The following is a 23,126-nucleotide window of genomic DNA, read 5'->3' on the forward strand; positions in this document are numbered from 1 at the left end:
GGTTAGGCGCGTTCGCGGCGGTTCGCGGGGCGGCGGTCGGGGTCGGGCTGGCGGGGGGCGGGGGCGCTGCCGAAGCGCGCCGAGTCGGCCGCCAGGTCCGGGTGCTCCACCGCCAGGGCCACCGCTGCGGCCTCCTCGAGACCCAGCTCGCCACCCTCCCCGTACGCCGCGTCGAAGGCCGCGTCGCCGAGCGTCCGGCGCAGCTCCGCCTGCTGCTCCAGCCAGTAGCTGCCGTAGATGCCGGGCGTGCCCCGCAGCTGCGCCCGGGTCGCCTGGGCCGCGCCGAAGAGCCGGGCGGCGGTCAGCGGGTCGCCGCCGGCCGCGCAGCGCACCGCCACCGCGTTCACCGTGTCGCAGGCCCGGCCGTGGTAGCCGTGGCTCATCCGGGACCGCAGCGCCACCAGCAGGTGCTCGTGCGCGGCGACCAGGTCACCCCGGGCCAGCGCGACCATGCCGAGCAGCATGTCCACCGAGCGGCGTCCCCGCTCCGCCAGCCGGGACGCCTCGACCGGCCGGGCCGCGCCGAGCAGCTCCGCCGCCTCGGTCAGCGCGCCCCGCCGCCAGAGCAGCTCCGCCAGGTTGTAGATGGCGAAGAGCGCGTCGCCGGTCACCTGCTGCTCCTGCGCCCAGTCGATGACCTCCCGGCACACCCGCTCGGCCTCGGCGAACTGTCCCATGTCGATCAGCGGGGCGGCCCGGCCGGCGAGCACCCGGGCGAGCAGTCCCGCATCGCCGGCCTGCCGGGCCGCCGCCTCGGCCCGCTGGGAGAAGCGCAGCTCCTCGGCGAACTCGCCGTCCGCGCCGGCGTGCAGCGAGTGCAGGTGGTACGCCGCCGCCAGCTCCGCCTCCGGGATCGCCTCGCCGGTCTCCGCGATCCGGCCGTACAACCGGAACAGCCATAGCCGGCCCTCCCGGGACAGGCCGCGTTCCCGCCACCACTGGTCCAGCCCGCCGGCCAGCCGCAACCCGGTCCGGGCGCTGCCGCCGTTGGCGCACCAGCGCAGCGCCGCGCGCAGCTCACCGGCGAGCGGGTCCAGCGCGTAGAGCGAGAGGGTGACCGGCCGCCCGTCCGGGCCGAGGTGGGCCTGCGCCAACGCGTGCGCCGACCAGGCCACGTGCCGGTCCCGGGCGGTCCGCTCCTCGCCCGCCTCGGCCAGCCGGCGGGCCGCGTACGCCCGGATCGGGTCGAGCATCCGGTACGTGCTCCCCGAGGCGTGCGGCTCGGCCAGCACCATCGACTTGTCCACCAGCACCGACAGCGGATCCAACGGGTCGTCGTCGAGCAGCCACTCCACGGTGGGCAGGTCCACCGGCCCGGCGAAGACCGCCAGCCAGCGCAGCAGCCGGGCCGCCCGGGGACCCAGCGTCCGGTACGACCAGGTGACCGTGGCCTGCATGGTCAGGTGCCGTTCGAGGGCGGAACGCTGCACCGCCCGGTGCGCCGGCGACGCGGGGGTGTTCCCGATCGCCGCGGCGGCCAGGTCCACGGTGTCCTGCTGGTTCCCGGTCCAGCCCTTCTCCGCGGGCGGCTCCGGGGCGGACCGCCCCGCGTCCAGGGTGCCGAGCACGTCGTCCAGCCGGGCGGCGAGCTGACCGGCGGAGAGCACCCGCAGCCGGGCGGCGGCCAGCTCGATCGCCAGCGGCAGCCCGTCCAGCCGCTGCACCACCCGGCGCAGGTCGGCGGCCTCCGCCCAGTCCGGCGGCCGGCCGCCCCGGGCCGCCGCCATCCGGTCCAGCAGCAGGGCGACCGCGTCGGCCTCCCGCCCCGGCTGGGGCTCCACCGACAGCGGCGGGATCCGCCACACCACCTCGCCCGGCAGGCCGAGGGACTCCCGGCTGGTGGCCAGCACCCGCACCCCTCCCCCGCCGGCGAGCAGCCGGGACGCCACCTCGGCGCAAGCCGCCGGCTGGGCGTCGCAGGTGTCCAGGACGACCAGCATCCGGCGGGCGGCCGCGTACTCGACGAGGGTGTCCAGGATCGGGCGGCCCGGCTCCGGACGCAGCCCGAGCACCGCGGCCACCGCGAACGCCACCAGCCCCGGATCGGTGACCGTTGCGATGTCGACGAACCACACCCCGTCCGGGTACTCCTCGACCACCCCGGCGGTCAGCTCGACCGCCAGCCGGGTCTTGCCTCCGCCGCCCGCGCCGAGGACGGTGACCAGCCGGTGCCGCCGGACCAGCAGGTCCAGCTCGACCCGCTCGGTCTCCCGGCCGATGAACGCGGTGACCTGGGTGGGCAGGTTGTGCGCCACCGCGTCAGCGGTACGCGGCCGCGGAAACTGCCGCTCCAGGCCGGGCGCGACGAGCTGGAAGAGGCGTTCCCGGTCGTCGAAGCCGCGCAGCCGGTGCAGGCCGAGGTCGAGCAGGGACGCGCCGGCCGGCAGCGGGTCGGCGTGCCGGGCGGTCGACGCCGAGCAGAGCACCTGCCCGCCGTGTGCGGCGGCGGCCACCCGGGCGGCCCGGTGCACCTCGGGGCTGGCGTACTCGCCGTCGCGCGCTTCCGCGTAGCCGGTGTGCAGGCCCATCCGTACCCGGGGCACGGCGTCCGGGTGCGGCCAGTCGTGGGTGGACAGTGCCCGCTGGGCGGTGAGGCAGGCGGTCAGCGCCGCCGAGGCGTCCGGGAAGGCGAGGAAGAACGAATCGCCCTCGGTCAGCAGCTCCGCCCCGTCCGTCCCGGCGAGGGTGTCGCGGAGCAGTCGACGGTGTTCCCGCAGCACCGGGCGGTAGCCCGTACCGAGCAGCTGGGCCAGCCGGGTCGAACCCTCGATGTCGGTGAACACGAAGGTCACCCACCCGCTCGGGAGGTGGATCCGTGGCGACATGCGTGGAACCTCCGCCCCTGACATCGGGTTCATGCTGCCCTATGGTCAGGCCGTCACGCATCGTGAGAACGGCCGGGCGGCTTCCGACCCAAAGTTGCCACCGGACCCCATTCCCGGCAAGGGCGGCATCCTCCAGCGGTCGGCCGCGACGTGGTCGGGCGCGGTCCGGTCAGCCGCAGCAGCCGCCACCGCAGCAGCCGCCGCCGCCCGCCGGGGCCGCCGGGGCGCCGCCCGCCGACCCGGCCCCGCCGCGGCCGGTGACCGAGACGGCGGAGAGCAGCTTGACGGTGTCGCCGTGACCCTGTGGACAGGACGCCGGCGCAGCCGCCTCGGACATCGGACGGTTGACCTCGAAGGTGTCGCCGCAGGCGCGGCACCGAAACTCGTAGCGGGGCATGGAACCAGCGTACGACCGGCCCCGACGCCAAGCCGGGCATGGGTGATACTCGACGGGTGGCGAGCGGCGAGGAGCAACCGACGGTGCGGCCCCTGCGACCGGCGGCACCGCCCGACGGCGCGCTCGCGAAAGCCGGGCCGGCTACGGAGCGGACGGCGCTCCCCCGGCCCCGCCCGGCCCTCGACCCGCCCGCCCCGACCGACGCGACGGTCGCCCGCACCGACGCGCCGCCCGCCGACGCCGGCGCGAAGCCGGCGAACACCGACGGCGGCGCGAAGCTGGCGAACACCGACGGCGGCGCGAAGCTGGCGAACACCGACGGCGGCGCGAAGCTGGCGAACACCGACGGCGGCGCGAAGCTGGCGAACACCGACCCGAACGGCGGCGCGAAGTCGGCGAGCGTCGACGCCGACCGCACGCCCGGTGCGGACGGCCGCGACGGGACCGACACCCCGGCCACCGACACTCCGGCCATCGAAGGACCTTCCACCGGCGACCCGGCTACCGGGCCGACCTCGGGCCGGCGGCGACGGGTGCCGTTCACGCGCGCCCTCCGGCTCCCCCCGATGCGGAACGCCGCCTCGGCCACCCGGGCCTGGTCCCGCCGCCCCAGCGGGCGGCTGACCCTGCCAGCGGTGTTCGGGTTCGCGCTGGTCGCGGCCACCGCGGTGGTGGGCGCCGTGGTGGTGCCCGCGGCCGTCCGGACGCCCAGCCCGGCCGCGGTGGACGCCACCGCGGGCGCGGCACTCGGCACCCCCCCGGTCGACCCGACCGCGGTGCCCGGCCTGCCCGGCCTCTCCGGAGCGCCCGTGTTGCCCGGCGGGACCGGCCTGCCCGGCCTGCCGCCCGCCACCCTGCTCCCCGGCGGGGTGGCGCCCACCGCGCCGGTCGGCGCGCCCGCCACCGGGCGCCCCGCCGACGCCCTCGCCGGCTGGGCGCGGACCACCGGCGCCAAGGTGGGAATCGCCCCGGTCGCGATGCAGGCGTACGGCTACGCCGAGCTGGTGCTCGCCCAGACCAACCGGAGCTGCCAGCTGAGCTGGACCACGCTGGCCGCGATCGGGTACGTCGAGTCCCGGCACGGGCAGGCCAACGGCGCCACCCTCGAGCCGGACGGCCGGGCCGAGCCGGAGATCATCGGCGACCCCCTCGACGGCCAGGGCGGACGCTCCCGGATCACCGACACCGACCGGGGCCTCTTCGACCGGGACACCGTCTACGACCGGGCGATCGGGCCGATGCAGTTCATCCCCACCACCTGGCAGGAGATCGGCGCGGACGCGGACAACGACGGCCGCAAGGACCCGCACGACCTGGACGACGCGGCCCTCGCCGCGGGCCGTTACCTCTGCGCCGGTGGGCGCAACATGACCATCCCCGGCGACTGGTGGGGGGCCATCCTCTCCTACAACGACGTGCGCCGGTACGCCCAGGCCGTCTTCGACACCGCGAACCGCTACGGCCAGGCCAGCCGTACGTGACGTGATCGTCCGCGTACATTGGCGGGCCAGACACTTCCCCCGGGCGGCCAATGACGGCAAGCTAGACGGGTGATGGTGCGCGAGTGGGATCCCCGGACCGCGTCGTCCGACGAGGTCGCGTCCGTGCTGGACACGCTGAACGCGGTCCTGGCGGTGGACCTCCCGCAGGACCCGCCCTGGCGGGAGAGTTCCCTGCGGGAATATCTCTCCGAGGTGATGCCGGGCGAACGGCGGATCTCCTGGGTGGCCCAGGAGGGGTCGGCCGATGAGCCGGGCCAGATCGTCGGCCACGTGCACATCCTGCTGCTCGGCGACATCGGCGTGCTGGAGGTGCTGGTGCACCCCTCGGTGCGCCGCACCGGCCTCGGCCGGGACCTGGTCCTGCTCGCCGCCCGCCGGGTCTACCAGGAGGGCTTCCAGTCGATCGGCGTCGAGGTGGTCGGCGACACCCCCGCCGTCGCCTTCTACGAGTCGCTGGGCTTCACCCGGGAGTACGTCGAGACCCGCAGCGTGCTGGAGCTGCGCGCGGTGGACTGGCCGTCGCTGACCGAGATGGCCACCGGTGTCGGCGCGGGCTACCACCTGGAGTTCTGCCCGGGCGGCCCGCCGGACGACCTGATCGAGGCGTACGCGCGGGCCAAGGCCGAGGTGCGCGACGTCGACGACGGCGAGCTGCGCCCCAGCTCGTACGACCCGCAGCGGCTGCGCGACAGCCTCGACACGCTGCACCGGCGGGGCATGAAGCCCTACATCGTGCTGGCCACCCACGAGCAGACCGGTGAGGTGGCCGGGCTGACCGAGGTGGTGGTGCCGGCGCAGCACCCCACCCGGGCCGACCAGTACGACACGATCGTGGGCCAGGACCACCGGGGCTACGGCATCGATCGGGCGATCAAGGCGCGGATGCTGCTGGAGCTGCGCTCCGCCGAGCCGGAGCTGGCCGAGGTGCAGACCTGGAACGCCCAGGCGAACGAGGCGATGCTCAAGGTGAACGCCGAGCTGGGCTACCGCCCCGACCGGGACTGGTGCGAATACAGCGTGGACGTCGCTGAGCTGGTGCACCGGCTCGATTCCGCCCGCTGACCTTAACGGTTATTCACCACACCGCCGCCCGGAGGATGGACGGCGGCCAGTATCGACACTTAACGTGCATAGGTTCCCGTCCACCCATCGTGGAGGCCCCATGCGCCCGCGCCGCAGATTCGCCGCGCTCGCAACCGCCGCCGCCGTCACCATTCCGGTCATCGGCGTCGCACCCACCGCGGCCACCGCCGCGCCCACCGACCTGTTCATCTCGGAGTACGTCGAAGGCTCGTCGAACAACAAGGCGATCGAGCTGTTCAACGGCACCGGCGCCCCCGTCGACCTGGCGGCCGGCGGCTACCAGCTCCAGCTCTACTTCAACGGTGGCACCAGCCCGACCAGCATCGCGCTGAGCGGCACCGTCGCCGCCGGCGACGTCTTCGTCTTCGCCGCCGCCTCGGCCGCCCAGGCGGTCCTCGCCCAGGCCGACCAGACCACCGGCGCCAGCCTGTTCAACGGCGACGACGCGATCGTGCTCCGCAAGGGCACCACCGTGCTCGACTCGATCGGCCAGGTCGGCGTCGACCCGGGCACCGAGTGGGGCGCCGGGCTCACCAGCACCGCCGACAACACCCTGCGCCGGCTGGCCTCGGTCTCCTCCGGTGACCTTGACCCGGCGGACGCGTTCGACCCGGCCACCCAGTGGGCCGGCTTCGCCACCGACAGCTTCGACGGCCTCGGCGCGCACTCCGTGGACGGCGGCGGGCCGGTCGACCAGCCGGCCGTGCTGACCTGCGGCACCCAGTTGGTCACCGCCGTGGGCACCGCGGCCAGCCGTGAGGTGACCGCGGTCGACCCCGACGACACGATCGTCGACCTCGCCGTCGCGTCCGTCACGCCGACCCCGGCCACCGGCTCGATCGCCCGCACCGCCCTGACGCCGGCCGACGCGACCGGCGGCACCGCCCGGGCCACCGTCACCGCGAGCGCGGACCTGGCCGGCGGCATCTACACCGTGGAGGTGACCTCGACGGACGCCGGCGGCGGCACCGCCACCTGCAAGCTGACCGTGCAGGCGGTCGAGGAGGTCACCGTCGGCGCCGTCCAGGGCCCGACCACCGACGCCGAGGCCGGTGCGACCGACCGGTCGCCGCTGGCGCCAGCCACCGGCACCGGGACCAGCACCCGGCTGTGGGACGTCCGCGGTGTGATCACCCAGAAGTCGCTCACCCGCACCTCCGCCGGGGTCGAGCAGAACGGCTTCTACCTGCAGAGCCGCCAGGGCACCGGGGACGGCGACCCGCTGAGCTCGGACGGCGTCTTCGTCTTCACCGGCTCGTTCACCACCCTGATCGGCGGCTACGCGCCGACCGTCGGCGACGAGGTCGTCGTCCGCGCGCGGGTGTCGGAGTACTTCAACCAGACCCAGCTCTCCGGCGCCTCGCTGGTGCGCAAGGTGGACTCCGGCCTCGACGTGGACGCCGTCGTGCAGGTCGACGACGCGGCGCCCTCGGCCGACCAGGCGGACGTCGACCGGTTCTGGGAGCGCCACGAGGGGGCCCGGGTGCGGGTCCGCGCCGGCAGCGGCGTGACCGCCCCCCGGCACATTTACGCCTCCAGCGCCGACTCGGAGATCTACCTGCTGGACCGCGAGGACCCGCTGATGAAGCGGACCGACCCGTACGCCCGCCGGTCCTTCCGGGACGCGCACCCGCTGGACGACGTGCCGGGCCAGCTCTTCGACAACGGCAACCCGCAGCGGATCCTGATCGGCGCCGGCGGCGTGAAGGCCACCGCCGGTGACTCCACCGCGCTGCTGCCCCCGGCCCGGACCTTCGACACGCTCACCGCGGACGCCCCCGGGGCCGTGTCGTACGCGTTCAGCAAGTACACCGTGCAGCCGCCGGCGATCGTCTTCACCGGGGGCGCCGACCCGTCGGCGAACAACCCGCCCCGGCCGGCGGACCGCGGCACCGAGCTAGCGGTGGCCACCTACAACCTGGAGAACCTCTACGACTACCGGGACGACCCGTTCGACGGCTGCGACTTCGCCGGCAACACGGGCTGCACCGGGGTCACCCCGCCGTTCGACTACGTACCGGCCAGCGAGGCCGCGTACACCGAGCGGCTGGGTAAGGAGGCCCGACAGATCGTCAACTCCCTGCACAGCCCCGACCTGGTGATGGTCCAGGAGGCCGAGGACCAGGACATCTGCGCGGTGGCCGACGGCAAGCTGGTCTGCGGCACCACGAACGACGCCGACGGCGCGCCGGACACCCTCCAGGAGTTGGCGCTGGCCATCGCGGCCAACGGCGGTCCCGGCTACGCCGCCGCGTACGACCGGACCGGCGCGGACGCCCGCGGCATCACCTCGGCGTTCCTCTACCGCACGGACCGGCTGACGCTGGCCGAGGCGACCGCCACCGACCCGCTGCTGGGCTCGGCCCCGGCGGTGGAGTACCGGGCGGCGGGGTTGCCGAGCAACGCCGACGTGCAGAACCCGAAGGCGCTCAACGCCCTGCTGCCGGACGACGTGGACCGGTCCACCGGGGTGGACGGCAAGAACGTGTACACCCGGGCCCCGCAGCTCGGAAAGTTCACCGTGGCGGCGGTGCCCGGCTCGACGGAGCACTACACGCTCTGGGCACTGAGCAACCACTACTCGTCCGGCCCGGACACCAAGGTCGGGCAGCGGCGGGAGCAGGCCGGGTACGGCGCCATGCTGGTCAAGGCCATCGAGGCGAGCGACCCGAACGCCCGGGTGATCTACGGCGGTGACCTGAACGTCTTCCCGCGTCCGGACGACCCGATCGCCACCGAGACCAACCCGACCCCGTCGGATCAGCTCGGCCCGCTGTACCAGGCCGGGATGCGCAACCTCTGGGACGACCTGGTCGCCGAGGTGCCGGCCGCGGCCTACTCGTACACCTTCAGCGGTCAGGCGCAGACGCTGGACAACCTGTTCGTCAACGGCAGGCTCCACGACGACCTGGTGCAGATCCGGGTGGCGCACATCAACGCCGACTACCCGACCGACACCGAGGGCCTCGGGGATCGGGCGGCCAGCGACCACGACCCGCAGGTCGCCCGGTTCCGGTCCCAGGCGTCGCTGAGCATCGGCGACGCGGCGATGGTGGAGGGCGACCAGGGCACCAGCCCGCTCACCTTCACCGTGACCGTCTCCCGGCCGCTCTCCGAGCCGGCGCTGATCTGCGCCGCCACGGGGGGTCTGACCGCCCAGGCCGGGTCGGACTTCGACTCGTACCTCGGCTGCCGGACGCTGCCCGCCGGGCAGACCACGCTGGCGTTCCCGGTGGCCGTCCGCGGTGACCGGCGGGTCGAGGCGGACGAGAAGCTGACCATCGCGGTCGCCGGGGTGCCCAACCTGCGGCTCGCGGACCCGGTCGCGATCGGCACCATCTCGAACGACGACTGACCGTTCCGTTCAGCGGGCGACGGCCCGCCACCGCCCGGGCTCCGGCCTGAACGGTGGCGGGCCGTCTCAGTACCGCTCCCGCATGTTCCTGGGCGGCGGGAGGTGCCGATGTTGCGCCACCCGCACCTCCCACTGGCTGCGCCGTCGGCGCGCCTCCCGGTCGACCGGACAGCGGTGGAAGGTCTCCGGTGGGCGGGCCAGGCCGTAGACGTCGCCCCACCATTCCCCGGGCTCCGGATCGAGGATCGTGTCCAGGTGGGACGGGTAGCGTCGCCCGGCCCCGTCCCGAGTGTCGTCCCAGTCGGCCATCGGCTGGATGACCCGACCGTCGTGGTCGACCACGGCGAGGTAGAGGCCCGCCGCGCCGAGGAGCCGTTCCAGCACCGCGAGGCTGGGGGTCATCGCCGCGCTCTCCACCCGGCCCACCGTCGACGGCGCGACCTTCGCGAACCGTGCCATCTGGCGTTGGCCCAGACCGGCGATGCGTCGCGCCTTCCGAATGAGCCCCGCGATCGGGAAGGGCCCCACGGTCGGGCCGGTGGGCGGCGGATCGAGTGCGGAAGCCATGCCGGCACCCTGCCGGGCACGGTCCACCGACGACAACCCCTGTGGACAAACCTGTGGACAACGCGCCGCCGGCCCGGGACGCGACCGGATCGGCCCGGCGGGAGCGGCCACCGGCGGGACCGGACATCTCCCTCGCGCGCTTTGCTCTGCTGAAGCGACGGCAACAGTGGAGCGCTCCCAGTGTTGCCTGTGGTGTAGCAGAGCAAAGCGTGCGCAGGAGACGGCTCCCCGGTCCGCGCCCCGGTGGGTCCGCGCCCCGGTGGGTCCGCGCAAACCGGGCCCGCGCCACGGCGGACCCGCGCCACGGCGGACCTACCGGGTTTACCAGGTGCCCGAGGTCATGCGCCGCCACCGCGTCCGCCCCGGCGCTTCGTCGGACTGATCGTCTCCGCGACCGCTCAGCAGCGGTCGCGGAGCAGCTGAGCGGCCTCCAGGGCCCAGTAGGGCCTCGGGGAGGCGATCCGGGAGGAAGGATGGAACGGACCGCGGTGGTGCGGCGTGTACCGGGTATGGGAAGCCAACCGGCCGCGTCCGTCCGGCCCGACGAGCTGACGCCGCTTCGGCCGACGGCGGCCGAAGCGCCGCCCCTGCCGTTCGACCGCTTCTACGCCGAGCACGTCGACCGGGTCCACCGGGCCCTCGTCCTCGCGGTGGGCGACAACGCCCTGGCCCGGGAGGCCACCGATGAGGCGATGGCCCGGGCGTACGCCCGGTGGGACCGGGTCCGGCGGCTGGACAATCCGGCCGGTTGGGTCTTTCGGGTCGGCCTGAACTGGGCGACCTCGTGGTGGCGCAAGGTACACCGGGAGCGGCCGGCGGTCACCGACGACCGTCATCTGGCCGTCGCGGCGCCGGACCCGGCGGGGCTGGCCGCCCGTGCCGCTCTCGACCGCCTGCCGATCGCGCAGCGCACGGTCGTCGTCTGCCGGATCCTGCTGGAGCTCTCCACCACGGAGACCGCCACGACGTTGGGCGTCAGCGAGGGGACCGTCAAGAGCCGGCTGTCGCGGGGGCTCACCCGGCTGCGGGCCGCGTTGACCGAGGAGGAGTACGCATGAACGCCGTACCGGAGGAACTGACGACGTTGGTGCGGCGCGCCGCGGACGCCGCGCCGCCCTACCAGGGTGATCTGGCGGGTGTCCGACGGCGCTGGCGGGACCGCCGACGCCGCCGGCACGCGGCGCTGGCCGGCGGTCTGGCCTCGCTGGTGGCCGTGGCCGGCGGCGGGCTGCCGCTGCTGCACCGGGACGATGCCGACCCGGCGGTCGGCCCACCGGCCGCGCCGGTCGCCTCGGCCACGTCCGCCACGACGGTCCCGGCGCCGGCGCAACGCCTGCTGATCCACACCGACGGCAGCATCATCCGGCCCGACGGGGCGGGACCGGAGTACGGGCTGGCGGGCTACACCGGCGAGATGCGGCCCGACGGGTCGGTGGTGCGCTACCCGGTCCCGGCCGACGTGACGAACTTCGAGCCGGGGATGGAGCTGCCCGACGGCCGGCTGGTCGGACTGTCCCGGGTGGAGTCCGACGACAAGCCGGCCAACGGGCGGCCGGACGTGGCCGGAGAGTCGATCGCGCTGATCGTGCTCCGCCCGGACGGCAGCGTGGAGCGGCGCCGTGAGGTGCGGATCCCCCGGCAGCGGGTCGAGCTGGCCGGCGCCGACGCCCGGTACGCCTACCTGGCCCGCCCGGCCGGCCTGGTCGCGCACGACCTGGCGACCGGGCGGGAGAGGGTGCTGCTGCCCGCCGGGCCCGCCGGGGTGGACCTGACGGCGACCGAGCTGGACGTCGCCGGGGGCGTGCTGGCGGTCCGCGGCGACGCCACCCCGACCGGTTGCCGGCTGGACGGGTACGGGCTGTCCGACCGGGAGCGGCGGGGGCGGGTGAGCACCGGGGCGCGATGCCGGTTCCGGCTCTCCCCCGACGGCCGCCGGTTGGCCGTGGTGTACGGCGAGCAGCTGCGGCCGGTCACCCGCGGGTGGGCGTTCCGGCTGGCGATCCACGACCTGGCCACGGGCCGGGTGCTCGCTGAGGAGCCGGTCGGCGAGCTGACCCGCGACCCGCGCCGGTGGGCGGATCTCGTCGGTCTGGCCTGGCGGGACGAGCGGACCGTGCGGGCGGCCTGGGCCGAGGTGCCGGACGGGTCGCGGGTCTACCAGGTGCCCGAGGTGACCCGGATCGTCTCCGCGACCGCTCAGTAGCGGTCGCGGAGGAGCTGGGCGGCCTCGACGGCCCAGTAGGTGAGGATGATCTGGGCGCCGGCCCGGCGGATCGAGGTGAGCGTCTCCAGCATCACCCGTTCCCGGTCGATCCAGCCGTTCGCGGCGGCCGCCTCGACCATCGCGTACTCGCCGGAGACCTGGTAGGCGGCGACCGGGACGTCCACCGCGGCCCGGACCGCCGACACCACGTCGAGGTAGGGCAGCGCCGGCTTGACCATCACCATGTCGGCGCCCTCGGCGATGTCCAGCGCCACCTCGCGCAGCGACTCGCGCAGGTTCGCCGGATCCTGCTGGTAGGTGCGCCGGTCGCCTTCCAGGGCCGACTCCACCGCGTCGCGGAACGGGCCGTAGAAGGCGGAGGCGTACTTCACGGCGTACGCCAGCACGGCCACGTCCTGGTGGCCTGCGGCGTCCAGGGCCCGGCGGACCACGCCCACCTGGCCGTCCATCATCCCGGACGGCCCGACCACGCCGACCCCGGCGTTCGCCTGGGCCACCGCCATCTCGGCGTACGCGGCCAGGGTGGCGTCGTTGTCCACGCCGCCGTCCGGGGTGAGCAGGCCGCAGTGCCCGTGCGAGGTGAACTCGTCCAGGCAGAGGTCGCTCATCACCACGGTGGCGTCACCCACCTCGGCGACCACGTCCCGGATCGCGACGTTGAGGATGCCCGCCGGGTCGATGCCACCCGAGCCGGTCTCGTCCCGGGACGCCGGCACCCCGAACAGCATGATCCCGCCCACGCCGGCCTGGACCGCCTCGACGGCGGCCTTGCGCAGCGAGTCCCGGGAGTGCTGAAGCACCCCCGGGAGCGACGCGATGGCCCGCGGCTCGGTCAGCCCCTCCTTGACGAACATCGGCACGACCAGCTCGGCCGGGTCGACGCGGGTCTCGGAGACCAGCCGCCGCACGGCCGCGTTACGACGCAGCCGGCGGGGCCGGATCTCGGGGTACGACATGAGGAGCCTCCTGTACGACTACCGGAATCTCAGCGCGGTCGGCCCCTGCACCTTCGAGCCGCGGCGCTGCTTCGCCGGCATGGCGGCGAGCTTCTCGCGCAGCTCGACGGCGTAGGCGGCGAGCGCCTCCACCAGGTCGGGCACCGAGGCGTGCGGCGGCTGGACGTCGACCCGCAGGCCGAACTCCGTCGCGGTCTCCGCCGTCTTGGGCCCGATGACAGCAACAACGGTACGCGCGTGCGGCTTTCCGGCGATGCCGACCAGGTTCCGGACGGTGGAGGACGAGGTGAAGAGCACCGCGTCGAACCCACCCGACTTGATCGCGTCCCGGATCTCGGCGGGCGGCGGGGCGGCCCGGACGGTCCGGTACGCGGTCACGTCGTCGACCTCCCAACCGCGCTCGGTGAGCCCGGCGGCGAGGGTCTCGGTGGCGATGTCGGCGCGCGGCAGCAGCACCCGGCCGACCGGGTCGAGGATCTCGTCGTGCGGCGAGAACTCGGCCAGCAGCCCCTCGGAGGACTGCTCACCCGAGGGGACCAGCTCCGGCTGGATGCCGAACGCGCGGACCGCGTCGGCGGTGGCCTCACCGATGCAGGCGATCTTGACGCCGCCGAAGTGCCGGGCGTCCAGGCCGTGCTCGGCGAACTTCTCCCAGACCGCGCGGACGGCGTTGACCGAGGTGAAGATCACCCAGGCGTACCGGCCGTCGACCAGGCCCTTGACCGCCCGCTCCATCTGGGCCGGGGTACGCGGCGGCTCGACCGCGATGGTCGGCACCTCGCACGGGATCGCCCCGTACGCGCGCAGCCGGGCGCTCATCGCGCCGGCCTGCTCCTTGGTCCGGGGAACGAGCACCTTCCAGCCGTACAGCGGCCGGTTCTCCCACCAGCTGAGCTTGTCCCGCTGGCCGACGCCCTCGCCGACGGTGAGCACGACCCGGCCGGTGAAGCCGAGCGCCGCCGCGACGAAGGAGTCGACGGTCGACGTGGTGGTGTACTGCGTCTCGCCGGTGCCGTCGCCGGTCACCCCGACGCCGGTGGTGCCGTCCACCCCGGCGGCGAGCAGGCCGTCCCGGACCGCGGCCAGGTCACCCGCGTCCACGGCGAGGGCCAGCGAGCCCCGGCCGACGGCCGCGGCGAGCGCGTCGAAGTCCAGCGTGCTGACGTCCTCGACGTCGGCAGCGGTCCGGACGCCCGGCAGCGGCACCCCGGCGTACGTGGCGACGCCCTCGGCCTGGCCGACTCCCGGCACCACCTCGAAGTGCGCGGCGGTACGCGCCACCGCCTGCACCTCCTTGACCACCGAGTCGTGGCCGAACGGGTCCCCGGCGACCAGGTGCACCGCGTTGAGCCCGGAGCGGGCCGCGGAGATCAGCACCTTCGCCACGTCGCCCGGCACGCCCTCGGCGGGGCTGAACTGGGCGTCGGACTTGGCCTGCGCACGCACGGCGTCGAGCAGCGACTCGGGGACTCCCCGGTCGTACACCACCTGGTCGGCGTCGACCAGGGCGTCGTGCGCCCGGCGGGTCAGCAGGCCCGGGTCGCCGGGGCCGGCCCCGACGAACGCGATCCGGCCTACGGGCTTACGGGTGCGGGTCATTCTGTGCTCCCAAATTGCTGGGTCCCCGGGCCGGTGCTTCCTTCGTGGCCGAGGATCGAGTCGGCGCCGAGTTCGAGGAGTTCGGCGGCGAGTGCCTTGCCGATCTCCGCCGCGTCGGCGGGCGTTCCGGTGCGGGACAGCCGGAGATCACGAGTACCGTCCGGGCTGATCACCGCCCCGCGCAGGTAGATCTCGTCACCGGTCTCGCCTTCGGCGAGTTCGGCGTAGGCGGCGACCGGAGCGGAGCATCCGGCCTCCAGGGTGGCCAGCAGCGCCCGTTCCGCGGTGACCGCGGCCCGGGACGGTGCGTGGTCGAGCACGGCGAGCAGCTCGACCAGGTCCTGGTCGTCGACCCGGCACTCCACCGCCAGCGCGCCCTGTGCGGGCGCGGGCAGCATCAGCATCGGGTCGAGCGTCTCGGTGATCTCGTCGGTGCGCCCCAGCCGGGCCAGGCCGGCCCGGGCCAGGACGACCGCGTCGAGATCGGCGTCCGGGCCGAGCACCCGCCGCAGGCGGGTGTCCACGTTGCCCCGGATGGGGGTGACCTCCAGCTGGAGCCCGAGGGCGTGCAGCTGGGCGATGCGGCGCAGCGCGCCGGTGCCGATGACGGCGCCCGGCGGCAGCTCGGCGAGCGTGCGACCGCCCTTGGCGACCAGCGCGTCGCGCGGGTCCTGCCGGGACGGCACCGCCGCGATGTGCAGCCCGGCCGCCGTGGCGGTGGGCAGGTCCTTGTACGAGTGCACCGCGAAGTCGACGGTGCCGGCGGTCAGCGCGTCCCGCAGGGCGGTGACGAAGACGCCGACACCGAGCCGGTGCACCGGGGCCGCCGAGCGGTCGCCGGCGGTGACCACCTCGACCAGTTCGACCTCCCGGCCGGTGGCCGCGGTCAGCGCCTCGGCGATCTGGCCGGACTGGGCCATCGCCAGGGCGCTGCCCCGGGTACCGAGGCGCAGGGGGGTGCTCATCGCTCACCTCCGGTGGGCGGGACGTCGGTGGCGCCGACGGACGGCGGCACCTCGGCGGCGCCGAACGACGGGCGACCGTCGGCGCTCTCGACGACGTCGGGGACGGTGTCGACCGGGGAGGTCTGTGGCACCTCGAGGTCGAACAGCTCACGCAGCAGCACCGCGTACTGGTCGCCGCCCGGCTCGGCGGCGAGCTGGCGGACCCGCACGGTGGGCTGGTGCAGCAGCCGCTGCACGACCCGGTGCACGGTGCGGGCGACCTCGGCGCGCTGCTCGTCGCTGAAGTCGGGGCGGCGCTGGGCGAGCCGGCGCAGCTCGGCGGTGACCACGTCGTCGGCGCGTCCGCGCAGCGCGGCCACGGTGGGCGCCACGTCCGCGCCGCGCAGCCAGGAGAGGAAGGCCTCGACCTCGCCGGTGACGATCCGGGTCACCTCGGCGGCGTCGGCGGCGGCGGGGCCGTCGGCGAGCAGCGTGGCCATCCGGTCGATGTCGATCACCTCGACGCCGGACAGCGCGGCCACCCCCTCCTCGACGTCGCGCGGGACGGCCAGGTCGAGCAGGACCAGCGGGCCCCGGTCGGCGTCCCGGTCGGCGAGGGCCCGGGTCACCACGTCGCGGGTGAGGACCGGTTCGGTGGCCGCGGTGGCGGCCACTACGATGTCCACTGTGGAGAGCGCGTCGACGAGCTCGGCCATCGGCACGGCGCTGGCGCCGTACGACTCGGCGAGCCGGACCGCCCGGTCGGCCCCGCGGTTGGTCACGGTGAGCGGCCCCGCCCCCAGCCGGGAGAGCGTCGCGACGCCCAGCGCGCCCATCGCGCCCGCGCCGACCACCATGGCCGGCCGGCCGGCGAGGTCACCGTCGAGGTGGCCAGCGGCCAGGTCCAGCGCGGCGGTCACCACGCTCTGCCCGGCCCGGTCGATGTTGGTCTCGGCGTGCGCCCGCTTGCCGACCCGCAGCGCCTGCTGCATCAGCTCGTGCAGCAGCCGGCCAGCGGTGTCGGCCCCGCTCGCCCAGTGGTAGGCGTCCCGGAGCTGGCCGAGGATCTGCGCCTCGCCGACCACCATCGAGTCCAGCCCGGCGGCGACCCGGAAGACGTGGTCGACGGCGGCCGAGTCGTAGTGCACGTAGAGGTGGTTGGCGAGCGCGGCGGGCGGGGCGCCGGCCTGCTCGGCGAGGACGGCGCAGATGTCGCCCAGGCCGCCGTGGAAGCCGGACACGGCGGCGTAGACCTCCACCCGGTTGCAGGTGGAGACGAGCACCGCCTCGGCGACGTACGGCTGGGCGACCAGGCGGTCCAGGGTGCGGGTGAGGTCTGCGGGGGCGACCGCCAGCTGCTCCAGCGTGGGGACCGGAGCGGTGCGGTAGGACGCGCCGACGACGAGCAGTTTCACGTGCCGATCGCCTCCTGGGTGTCGGTGGCCGCGCGCCCGCCGGGCAGAGCGGTGAGGGCGGACCCGCCGGTGGCGGGGAGCGCGGTCAACGACGCCTTGCGGTGTGCGTGGAAGGACAGGATCTGCAGCTCGATGGCGAGGTCGACCTTCCGGACGTCGACTCCCTCCGGCACCGAGAGTACGCACGGCGCGAAGTTGAGGATGCTCGTCACGCCGACGGCGACCAACTGGTCGGCCACCGGCTGGGCCGCGCCGGCCGGGGTGGCGATCACGCCGATCGAGATCGACTCCTCGGCGGCGACCCGGGGCAGCTCGTCGACGTGCCGGACGGCCAGGCCGTTGATCACCTCGCCGACCCGGGTGGGGTCCGCGTCGAAGAGCGCGGCGATCCGGAAGCCGCGGCTGGCGAAACCGTCGTAGCCGGCCAGGGCGTGACCGAGATTACCCACGCCGACCAGCGCGACCGTCCGGCACTGGGTGAGCCCGAGCACGTACTCGATCTGCTCGATCAGCAGCGCCGTGTCGTAGCCGACGCCCCGGGTGCCGTACGAGCCGAGGTGGGAGAGGTCCTTGCGGAGCTTGGCCGAGTTGACCCCGGCGGCGCCGGACAGCCCCTCGCTGGAGACCGTCTCGTGGCCGGCCTCGGCGAGGTTGTGCAGGGCACGGAGGTATTCCGGGAGCCGCGCGACGGTCGCCTCCGGCAGGTCCGGGAGCGCCGGTACGGCACCGGTGCGGCCGGGCGCGCCAGGGTGACGGTGCTGACTCATGAGACTCCGTGCGGTGCGATCCTCGGCCAGCTCCGGTGCCCGGCCATTTTGGGACCCCCGCTCGCGACCGAGAGTGCCGGTCGTGCTAGCGGGGCGCGTCGGAACTACAGAGTAGGCGCTTGTGAAGACGTGCACAAATCGCGATCTTGCTGACTCGCGACGCCCCTCCACCAGCTTCTCCATTCCGCAAGATCGATCCGGCGGCCTCCGCCGGCGCCGCTGGGCGATTATTGCTCAATCCCGACTTCTCTGACCAATCGCGCGCGCCCAGTCGCGCTGAGTCACCGTGGATCTGGGGCGAGGCTCACTCTCCGGCCGGGCCGACGGTAGGGAGAACCTCACCCCGAAGAGGCCGGTGAGCGGGATGGGAGCGAGGCCGCCACGCCCATAGCCTCGACCCATGACCGCAGTACCCCAGGCCACCACGCTCCCGGCGCCGCTGCGCGGCGTCGTCCGCCAACTCCTCCACGACACCCGCTACGTGCTGCTCGGACTGCCGCTGGCCATCGCCGGCTTCGTGGTCACCGTGGCCGGGATCTCGCTCAGCGCCGGCCTGCTGGTGACCGTGGTCGGCCTGCCGGTCCTCGCCGGCACTCTCTACGCCGCCCGGGGCCTCGCCGACATCGAGCGGCTACGGCTGCCCGGCGTGCTGCGCCAGCCCCGGGTCCGCCCCGAGTACCGGACGCCGGAGCCCGGCGCGCGGGTGTGGCGACGGATCTTCCTGCCGATGCGCGACGCCCAGTCCTGGCTCGACCTCGTGCACGGCCTGTTCAAGCTGATCCCGACCCTGCCCACCTTCGTGGTGACGCTCGTCTGGTGGGCGGTGGCGGCGGCCGGCACCCTCTACGGGGCGTACGACTGGGCGATCCCGCGCGGCTCCGACGACCAGGACCTCAGCCAACTCCTCGGGATGGGTGACGGGGCCGGCGCCCGGATCGCCCTGAACACCGCCCTCGGCCTGTTCTGCCTCTTCACCCTGCCCCTGGTGGTCCGGGCCTGCGCCCTGCTCCAGGCCGGCTTCGCCCGGTCCCTGCTCACCGGGGTGGCCGAGATGCGCAACCGGATCACCACGCTGGAGGAGCAGAAGCGGGCCGCCGTCTCCGCCGAGGCCAGCGCGCTGCGCCGGCTGGAGCGGGACATCCACGACGGCCCGCAGCAGCGCCTGGTCCGCCTCGCCATGGACCTGGGCCGGGCCCGGCACCAGCTCGCCGCCGACCCGGAAGCCGCCCGGCGGATCCTCGACGAGGCGGTCACCCAGACCCGGGAGACCCTCGACGAGCTGCGCGCACTCTCCCGGGGAATCGCCCCGCCGGTCCTGGTCGACCGCGGCCTGCCCAGCGCCCTGGCCGCCCTCGCCGGCCGCGCGCTGGTCCCCACCGAACTGCTGGTCGACCCCGGGCTCGGCACGCCGGACGGCCGGCTCGACCCGGCGGTCGAGAACACCGCGTATTTCGTGGTCGCCGAGGCGCTGACCAACGTGGCCAAGCACAGCGGGGCCGCCGAGTGCCGGGTGACGGTCGGCCGCACCGGCGACCGGCTCCTGATCAGCGTGTACGACGACGGCGCGGGCGGCGCGCACGTGGCCAAGGGGCACGGGCTGGCCGGCATCGCCGACCGGGTCCGGGCCACCGGCGGCACGCTCGACGTGGTCAGCCCGGCCGGCGGCCCGACCGAGATCCGCGCCGCCCTCCCCCGCTGACCCGCCGCGCCGCCGCACCGAACGAGCCGGGCGGACGGGGCGGGACGGGCGGGGCGGGCGGACGGGGCGGGGGCGGCGTGGTAGACACCGGACCATGCGGGTGGTGATCGCGGATGACGCCGTACTGCTCCGGGAGGGGCTGGCCCGGCTGCTGACCGAGTCGGGGCACCAGGTGGTGGCCGCGGTGGGTGACGGTGACGCCCTGGTCGAGGCGGTGGTGGCGCACCGGCCGGACGTGTCCGTGGTGGACGTCCGGATGCCGCCGTCGCACACCGACGAGGGGCTGCGCGCGGCGGTGGAGGCCCGCCGGCTGGTGCCGCGTACGCCGGTGCTGGTGCTCTCCCAGTACGTCGAGGCGTCGTACGCCGACGACCTGCTGGCGACCACCGGCGGGGTCGGCGGCGGCGGGGTCGGCTACCTGCTCAAGGACCGGGTGGCCGCGATCGACGAGTTCCTGGACGCGTTGACCCGGGTGGCCGGCGGCGGCACGGTGCTGGACCCGGAGGTGGTCGCCCAACTGCTGGTCCGGCGGCGTCGGGACGACCCGCTGCGGGAGCTGACCCCGCGCGAGCGGGAGGTGCTGGCGCTGATGGCGGAGGGCCGCTCCAACATCGCGATCGCCCGGACCCTGGTGGTCAGCGACGGCGCGGTGGAGAAGCACGTCCGCAACATCTTCACCAAGCTGGCCCTGCCCCCCGACGCCGACCAGCACCGCCGGGTCCTCGCGGTCCTCGCCTACCTGCGCCCCTGACCCACCGCCGACCGCGCCACGCCCACCCTCAGGGGAGGGTGGTGGCCAGGGTGACCGCCTCGGTGAGGGTGTCGGCGGTGGGGTGGCCGGAGGCGCGCAGGCGGGCGGGGTGGGACAGGCCGCCGGTGTAGAGGACACAGGTCGCGCCCACGCTCGCCGCGGCGTCGGCGTCGTCGATCGAGTCGCCGATCAGCACCACCTGGCGACCGTCCAGCCCCAGCTCGGCGAGGTGCTTCTCCAGCCACTGCGCCTTGAAACCGCCGCCGACGCTGGCCCGCAGCCCGTCCACCCGGGCGAAGTGCCCGGTCAGGCCGTACGTGTGCACGGTCGGCACCAGCTCGTCGTGGAACCACATGGACAGCAGCGACTGGCTGCCCGGCCAGGCCCCGATCGCGGCGGTCGCGTCGTCGGCCAGCGCGCAGCTGGCCAGCCCCGCCCGGTACGCGTCGTGGAAGATCCGGTCCAGCCGGCCGAACGCCTCGTCGTCGACCGCCCGGCCGAGCATCTCGGCGTAGTAGTCGGCGATCGGCCGACGGAACCGGCTCCGGTGCTCGTCGGTGCCGACCGACGGCCCGCCGGCGCTGGCGAAGGCGACGTTGGTGGCCTCGACCACCAGGCTGAGGTCGTTGAGCAGGGTGCCGTTCCAGTCCCACACCAGGTGGTGGCGCGCAGGGGTCATCACAGCACGATAAGGCCCGGTCACAACTGCGGGGTGGTCAGGTCCCGCAGCAGCCGCTCCTCCTCCACCCGCCAGTAGCCGTGCTCCTTGCCGTCGAGCAGCACCACCGGCAGCCGGTCGCCGTACTCGCGTTCCAGCTCCACGTCGCCGGTGACGTCCTTCTCCACCCACCGGTCGCCGGTGACCGCCACCACCCGGTCCAGCGCCGCCTTGGCGTCGTCGCAGAGGTGGCAACCGGGGCGGGTGATCAGGGCGAGCCGGGCGTCAGTGGACATCGGGCACCTCCGTCGGGCGGGCGGCCGGGATCGACCGCAGCTGCGTCTTGCGTACCTTGCCGATCGCCGAGTACGGCAGCTCGTCGACGAACTCGACGGCGGTCGGGCACTTGAACCGGGCCAGGTTACGCGCGCAGTGGCCGAGCAGCTCCTCGTCGGTGACCGGACGCCCGGGCGCCGGCACCACGTACGCCCGGACAGTCTCGCCCGTTCGCGGGTGCGGCACACCGAGGACGGCCGAGCTGGCCACCCCCGGGTGCGCGTCCAGCACCAGCTCGACCTCGTGCGGGTAGACGTTGAAGCCGTTGACCAGGATCAGCTCGCCGAGCCGGTCGACCAGAAAGAGGTCACCGTCGTCGTCGGCGTACCCGACGTCCCCGGTCGCCCACCAGCCGTCGGCGTCCGGGCCGCCCCGGCCGTCCGGCCAGTAGCCGGTGAAGAGGTTCGCTCCGCGGACCACGATCTCTCCCGGGTCGGTCCCGGGCGAGGAGTCCGCCAGGTAGGGGTCGTCCGCGTCCTCGTCCGCCGCCGCGGCGACGCCGTCCCGCCACAGCTCGGCTCCGTCCGCGCCGACCAGCCGCAGCTCCACGCCGGGCAGCGGCCGGCCGATCGAGCCCGGCTTCGGCTCCCCGCCGACCAGGGGTGGAGGTGAGCACCGGCGCGGTCTCGGTCAGGCCGTACCCGACGTGCACCGGATGCCCGGTGACCTCGGTGAAGCGCGCCGCGGTGGCGAGGTCGAGCGGCGCCGCGCCGCAGACCGCGACCCGGACCGCGGTCATCGCCGCGACGACCGCGTCGGCGTCCGCCGTGGACCAGGCCAGGAACATCGACGGTACGCCGACCAGCACGCTGACCCGGTGCCGGGCGATCTCGTCGAGCGCGCAGGTCGGGCCGGGCTCGTCGACGAGCACCCCGGTCGCGCCGTGGTGGACGACCGCTCCGAGCCCCGAGTTCAACCCGTACGCGTGGAACAGCGGCAGGGCGAGCAGCACGGTGTCGTCCGGGCCGATCACCGGCGGGTCGATCCGGCCGACCTGCTCGTGGTTGGCGGCGAGCGCCCGGTGCGGCAGCATCGCCCCCTTGGGCCAGCCTTCGGTGCCCGAGGTGTAGAGCAGTACGGCCAGGTCCTCGCCGCCCCGGGCCGGGAACGCCACCCCCGCCGGGGTCTCGGCGGACCCGTCGCCGGCCGGCGGCTCAGCGACCGGCAGCTCGGTGTGCACGGCGGTGAGCCCCGGCAGGTCGGCGGCGAACCCGGCCACCCGGTCGCGGACCGCCGTCGTGCAGATCAGCATCCGTGCCCCGGAGTCGGTCAGCACGTGCCGCAGCTCGCGGGCGGTGAGGCCCGGGTTGACCGGCACCACGACCAGCCCGGCGCGGAGCGCGGCGAGGTAGCCGACCACGAAGTCGGGCGAGTTGGGCAGCGCGATGGCCACCCGGGCCGGCGGGTCACCGTCCCCGGCGGCGATCCGGGCCAGGGCGTGCGCGACGGCGGTCACCCGGGAGTCCAGTTCGGACCAGGTGAGGGTCACCTCCCGCCAGTGCAGCGCCGGGTGGTCGCCCCGGTCGGCGGCCGCCCGGCGGAGCCGGTCGACGAGGGTGGGCGCGGCGCGGTCGGCGGCATCCTGCACGGTGGCTGAGTCTGGCACAGCAGGACCCCCACGGACCATGCCCGCGCCCGGACGCAACCGGCCCGCCCCGTCCCCGACACGCCGAACGCGGGAACAATTCGCTACCTACTCGGACGTTCCACTCGGGATCAAGTACCGACGTGAAAGTCAACCGCACACGACGGACAACGGGTCCGCCATCTGTGCGACCTCGAGGGAAATACTTCTGCCCTGTGTAACGGACTTGCCACACGCGGGTGACGTTGGCCCTATCATCACTCGGGTCGGCTCACCCCATTTGCCGTGAGTCGACACCCCTCAGCCCGAGGAGGCCCCCGTGCCTGTGAGCGCATTGGACCAGCACCTCATGGGGATCTGCCGCACGTCGGCACACCCCCACGCGGCCCTGCCCGCCCGTGGCAGACCGGACGCACCGGCGACCCTGCGTCGCCCCGCGTACCCGGCCGCGGAGCGTAGCGGG

At 74.7% G+C, this 23,126-nt stretch carries 19 protein-coding genes; 7 read left to right on the plus strand and 12 right to left on the minus strand.

Going from position 1 to position 23,126, the window contains the following annotated elements; genetic code table 11:
* Window positions 1–2: 2 nt before the first annotated feature.
* Complete coding sequence (locus AC5RWQ_RS24350; protein WP_494284975.1) at window positions 3–2,825, minus strand: ATP-binding protein; 2,823 nt, start codon at window positions 2,823–2,825, stop codon at window positions 3–5.
* A 169-nt stretch (window positions 2,826–2,994) separates the two neighbouring features.
* Window positions 2,995–3,222 carry an FmdB family zinc ribbon protein gene (locus tag AC5RWQ_RS24355; protein ID WP_494284976.1) on the minus strand — a complete coding sequence of 76 codons (228 nt, stop codon included), beginning with the start codon at window positions 3,220–3,222 and terminating at the stop codon, window positions 2,995–2,997.
* 56 nt (window positions 3,223–3,278) lie between these two features.
* Here AC5RWQ_RS24355 and AC5RWQ_RS24360 point away from each other — a divergent pair, with 56 nt between their 5' ends.
* From AC5RWQ_RS24360 to AC5RWQ_RS24370, 3 genes are all read left to right on the plus strand, one after another.
* On the plus strand, window positions 3,279–4,703 hold the full coding sequence (locus tag AC5RWQ_RS24360; protein ID WP_494284977.1) for a lytic transglycosylase domain-containing protein: 1,425 nt from the start codon (window positions 3,279–3,281) through the stop codon (window positions 4,701–4,703).
* Between the two features lie 72 nt (window positions 4,704–4,775).
* Window positions 4,776–5,786: a GNAT family N-acetyltransferase gene (locus tag AC5RWQ_RS24365; RefSeq protein WP_494285061.1), complete on the plus strand. Its 1,011-nt coding sequence runs from the start codon at window positions 4,776–4,778 to the stop codon at window positions 5,784–5,786.
* Between the two features lie 100 nt (window positions 5,787–5,886).
* A complete protein-coding gene (locus AC5RWQ_RS24370) occupies window positions 5,887–9,162 on the plus strand; it encodes a lamin tail domain-containing protein (protein ID WP_494284978.1) in 3,276 nt (1,091 codons plus the stop codon).
* Between the two features lie 66 nt (window positions 9,163–9,228).
* On the opposite strand, the gene AC5RWQ_RS24375 is transcribed toward AC5RWQ_RS24370, so the two are convergent.
* Complete coding sequence (locus tag AC5RWQ_RS24375) at window positions 9,229–9,729, minus strand: helix-turn-helix domain-containing protein (RefSeq protein ID WP_494284979.1); 501 nt, start codon at window positions 9,727–9,729, stop codon at window positions 9,229–9,231.
* A 509-nt stretch (window positions 9,730–10,238) separates the two neighbouring features.
* Here AC5RWQ_RS24375 and AC5RWQ_RS24380 point away from each other — a divergent pair.
* The gene (locus AC5RWQ_RS24380) at window positions 10,239–10,787 is read left to right on the plus strand and encodes an RNA polymerase sigma factor (RefSeq protein WP_494284980.1); all 549 of its coding nucleotides are present in this window, start codon (window positions 10,239–10,241) and stop codon (window positions 10,785–10,787) included.
* Window positions 10,784–11,932: a hypothetical protein gene (locus AC5RWQ_RS24385; RefSeq protein ID WP_494284981.1), complete on the plus strand. Its 1,149-nt coding sequence runs from the start codon at window positions 10,784–10,786 to the stop codon at window positions 11,930–11,932. The genes AC5RWQ_RS24380 and AC5RWQ_RS24385 overlap by 4 nt, the downstream gene beginning before the upstream one ends.
* Here the strand turns inward: AC5RWQ_RS24385 and hemB are convergent.
* From hemB to AC5RWQ_RS24410, 5 genes are read right to left on the minus strand one after another with little or no spacing between them, the layout of a single operon-like run.
* Complete coding sequence (gene hemB, locus AC5RWQ_RS24390) at window positions 11,926–12,909, minus strand: porphobilinogen synthase (RefSeq protein ID WP_494284982.1); 984 nt, start codon at window positions 12,907–12,909, stop codon at window positions 11,926–11,928. The genes AC5RWQ_RS24385 and hemB overlap by 7 nt on opposite strands.
* Window positions 12,910–12,927: 18 nt before the next feature.
* Complete coding sequence (locus tag AC5RWQ_RS24395) at window positions 12,928–14,508, minus strand: bifunctional uroporphyrinogen-III C-methyltransferase/uroporphyrinogen-III synthase (protein WP_334487087.1); 1,581 nt, start codon at window positions 14,506–14,508, stop codon at window positions 12,928–12,930.
* Entirely contained in the window at window positions 14,505–15,473 is a 969-nt protein-coding gene (gene hemC / locus AC5RWQ_RS24400; protein WP_494284983.1) for a hydroxymethylbilane synthase, read from the minus strand. The genes AC5RWQ_RS24395 and hemC overlap by 4 nt, the downstream gene beginning before the upstream one ends.
* Window positions 15,470–16,867, minus strand: a complete 1,398-nt coding sequence (locus AC5RWQ_RS24405) for a glutamyl-tRNA reductase (protein WP_494284984.1) — start codon at window positions 16,865–16,867, stop codon at window positions 15,470–15,472. The genes hemC and AC5RWQ_RS24405 overlap by 4 nt, the downstream gene beginning before the upstream one ends.
* Entirely contained in the window at window positions 16,864–17,634 is a 771-nt protein-coding gene (locus tag AC5RWQ_RS24410) for a redox-sensing transcriptional repressor Rex (protein WP_494284985.1), read from the minus strand. The genes AC5RWQ_RS24405 and AC5RWQ_RS24410 overlap by 4 nt, the downstream gene beginning before the upstream one ends.
* 400 nt (window positions 17,635–18,034) lie before the next feature.
* Here AC5RWQ_RS24410 and AC5RWQ_RS24415 point away from each other — a divergent pair, with 400 nt between their 5' ends.
* Both AC5RWQ_RS24415 and AC5RWQ_RS24420 read left to right on the plus strand, forming a co-directional pair.
* On the plus strand, window positions 18,035–19,333 hold the full coding sequence (locus AC5RWQ_RS24415) for a sensor histidine kinase (RefSeq protein WP_494284986.1): 1,299 nt from the start codon (window positions 18,035–18,037) through the stop codon (window positions 19,331–19,333).
* Window positions 19,334–19,427: 94 nt separating this feature from the next.
* Window positions 19,428–20,084, plus strand: coding sequence for a response regulator transcription factor (locus AC5RWQ_RS24420; protein ID WP_494284987.1), 657 nt, complete (start codon window positions 19,428–19,430; stop codon window positions 20,082–20,084).
* A 28-nt stretch (window positions 20,085–20,112) separates the two neighbouring features.
* On the opposite strand, the gene AC5RWQ_RS24425 is transcribed toward AC5RWQ_RS24420, so the two are convergent.
* Genes AC5RWQ_RS24425 through AC5RWQ_RS24440 form a run of 4 tightly spaced genes read right to left on the minus strand, consistent with a single transcriptional unit; the run spans window position 20,113 to window position 22,666 of the window.
* A complete protein-coding gene (locus AC5RWQ_RS24425; protein WP_494284988.1) occupies window positions 20,113–20,763 on the minus strand; it encodes an HAD family hydrolase in 651 nt (216 codons plus the stop codon).
* A gap of 20 nt (window positions 20,764–20,783) precedes the next feature.
* Window positions 20,784–21,038 carry a glutaredoxin family protein gene (locus AC5RWQ_RS24430; protein ID WP_334487073.1) on the minus strand — a complete coding sequence of 85 codons (255 nt, stop codon included), beginning with the start codon at window positions 21,036–21,038 and terminating at the stop codon, window positions 20,784–20,786.
* Window positions 21,028–21,498 carry an AMP-binding enzyme gene (locus AC5RWQ_RS24435; protein WP_494284989.1) on the minus strand — a complete coding sequence of 157 codons (471 nt, stop codon included), beginning with the start codon at window positions 21,496–21,498 and terminating at the stop codon, window positions 21,028–21,030. The genes AC5RWQ_RS24430 and AC5RWQ_RS24435 overlap by 11 nt, the downstream gene beginning before the upstream one ends.
* Complete coding sequence (locus AC5RWQ_RS24440; protein ID WP_494284990.1) at window positions 21,386–22,666, minus strand: AMP-binding protein; 1,281 nt, start codon at window positions 22,664–22,666, stop codon at window positions 21,386–21,388. Before AC5RWQ_RS24440 ends, AC5RWQ_RS24435 begins: the two co-directional genes overlap by 113 nt.
* Between the last annotated feature and the right edge of the window lie 460 nt (window positions 22,667–23,126).

This window comes from Micromonospora sp. BS32 (genome assembly GCF_059089345.1).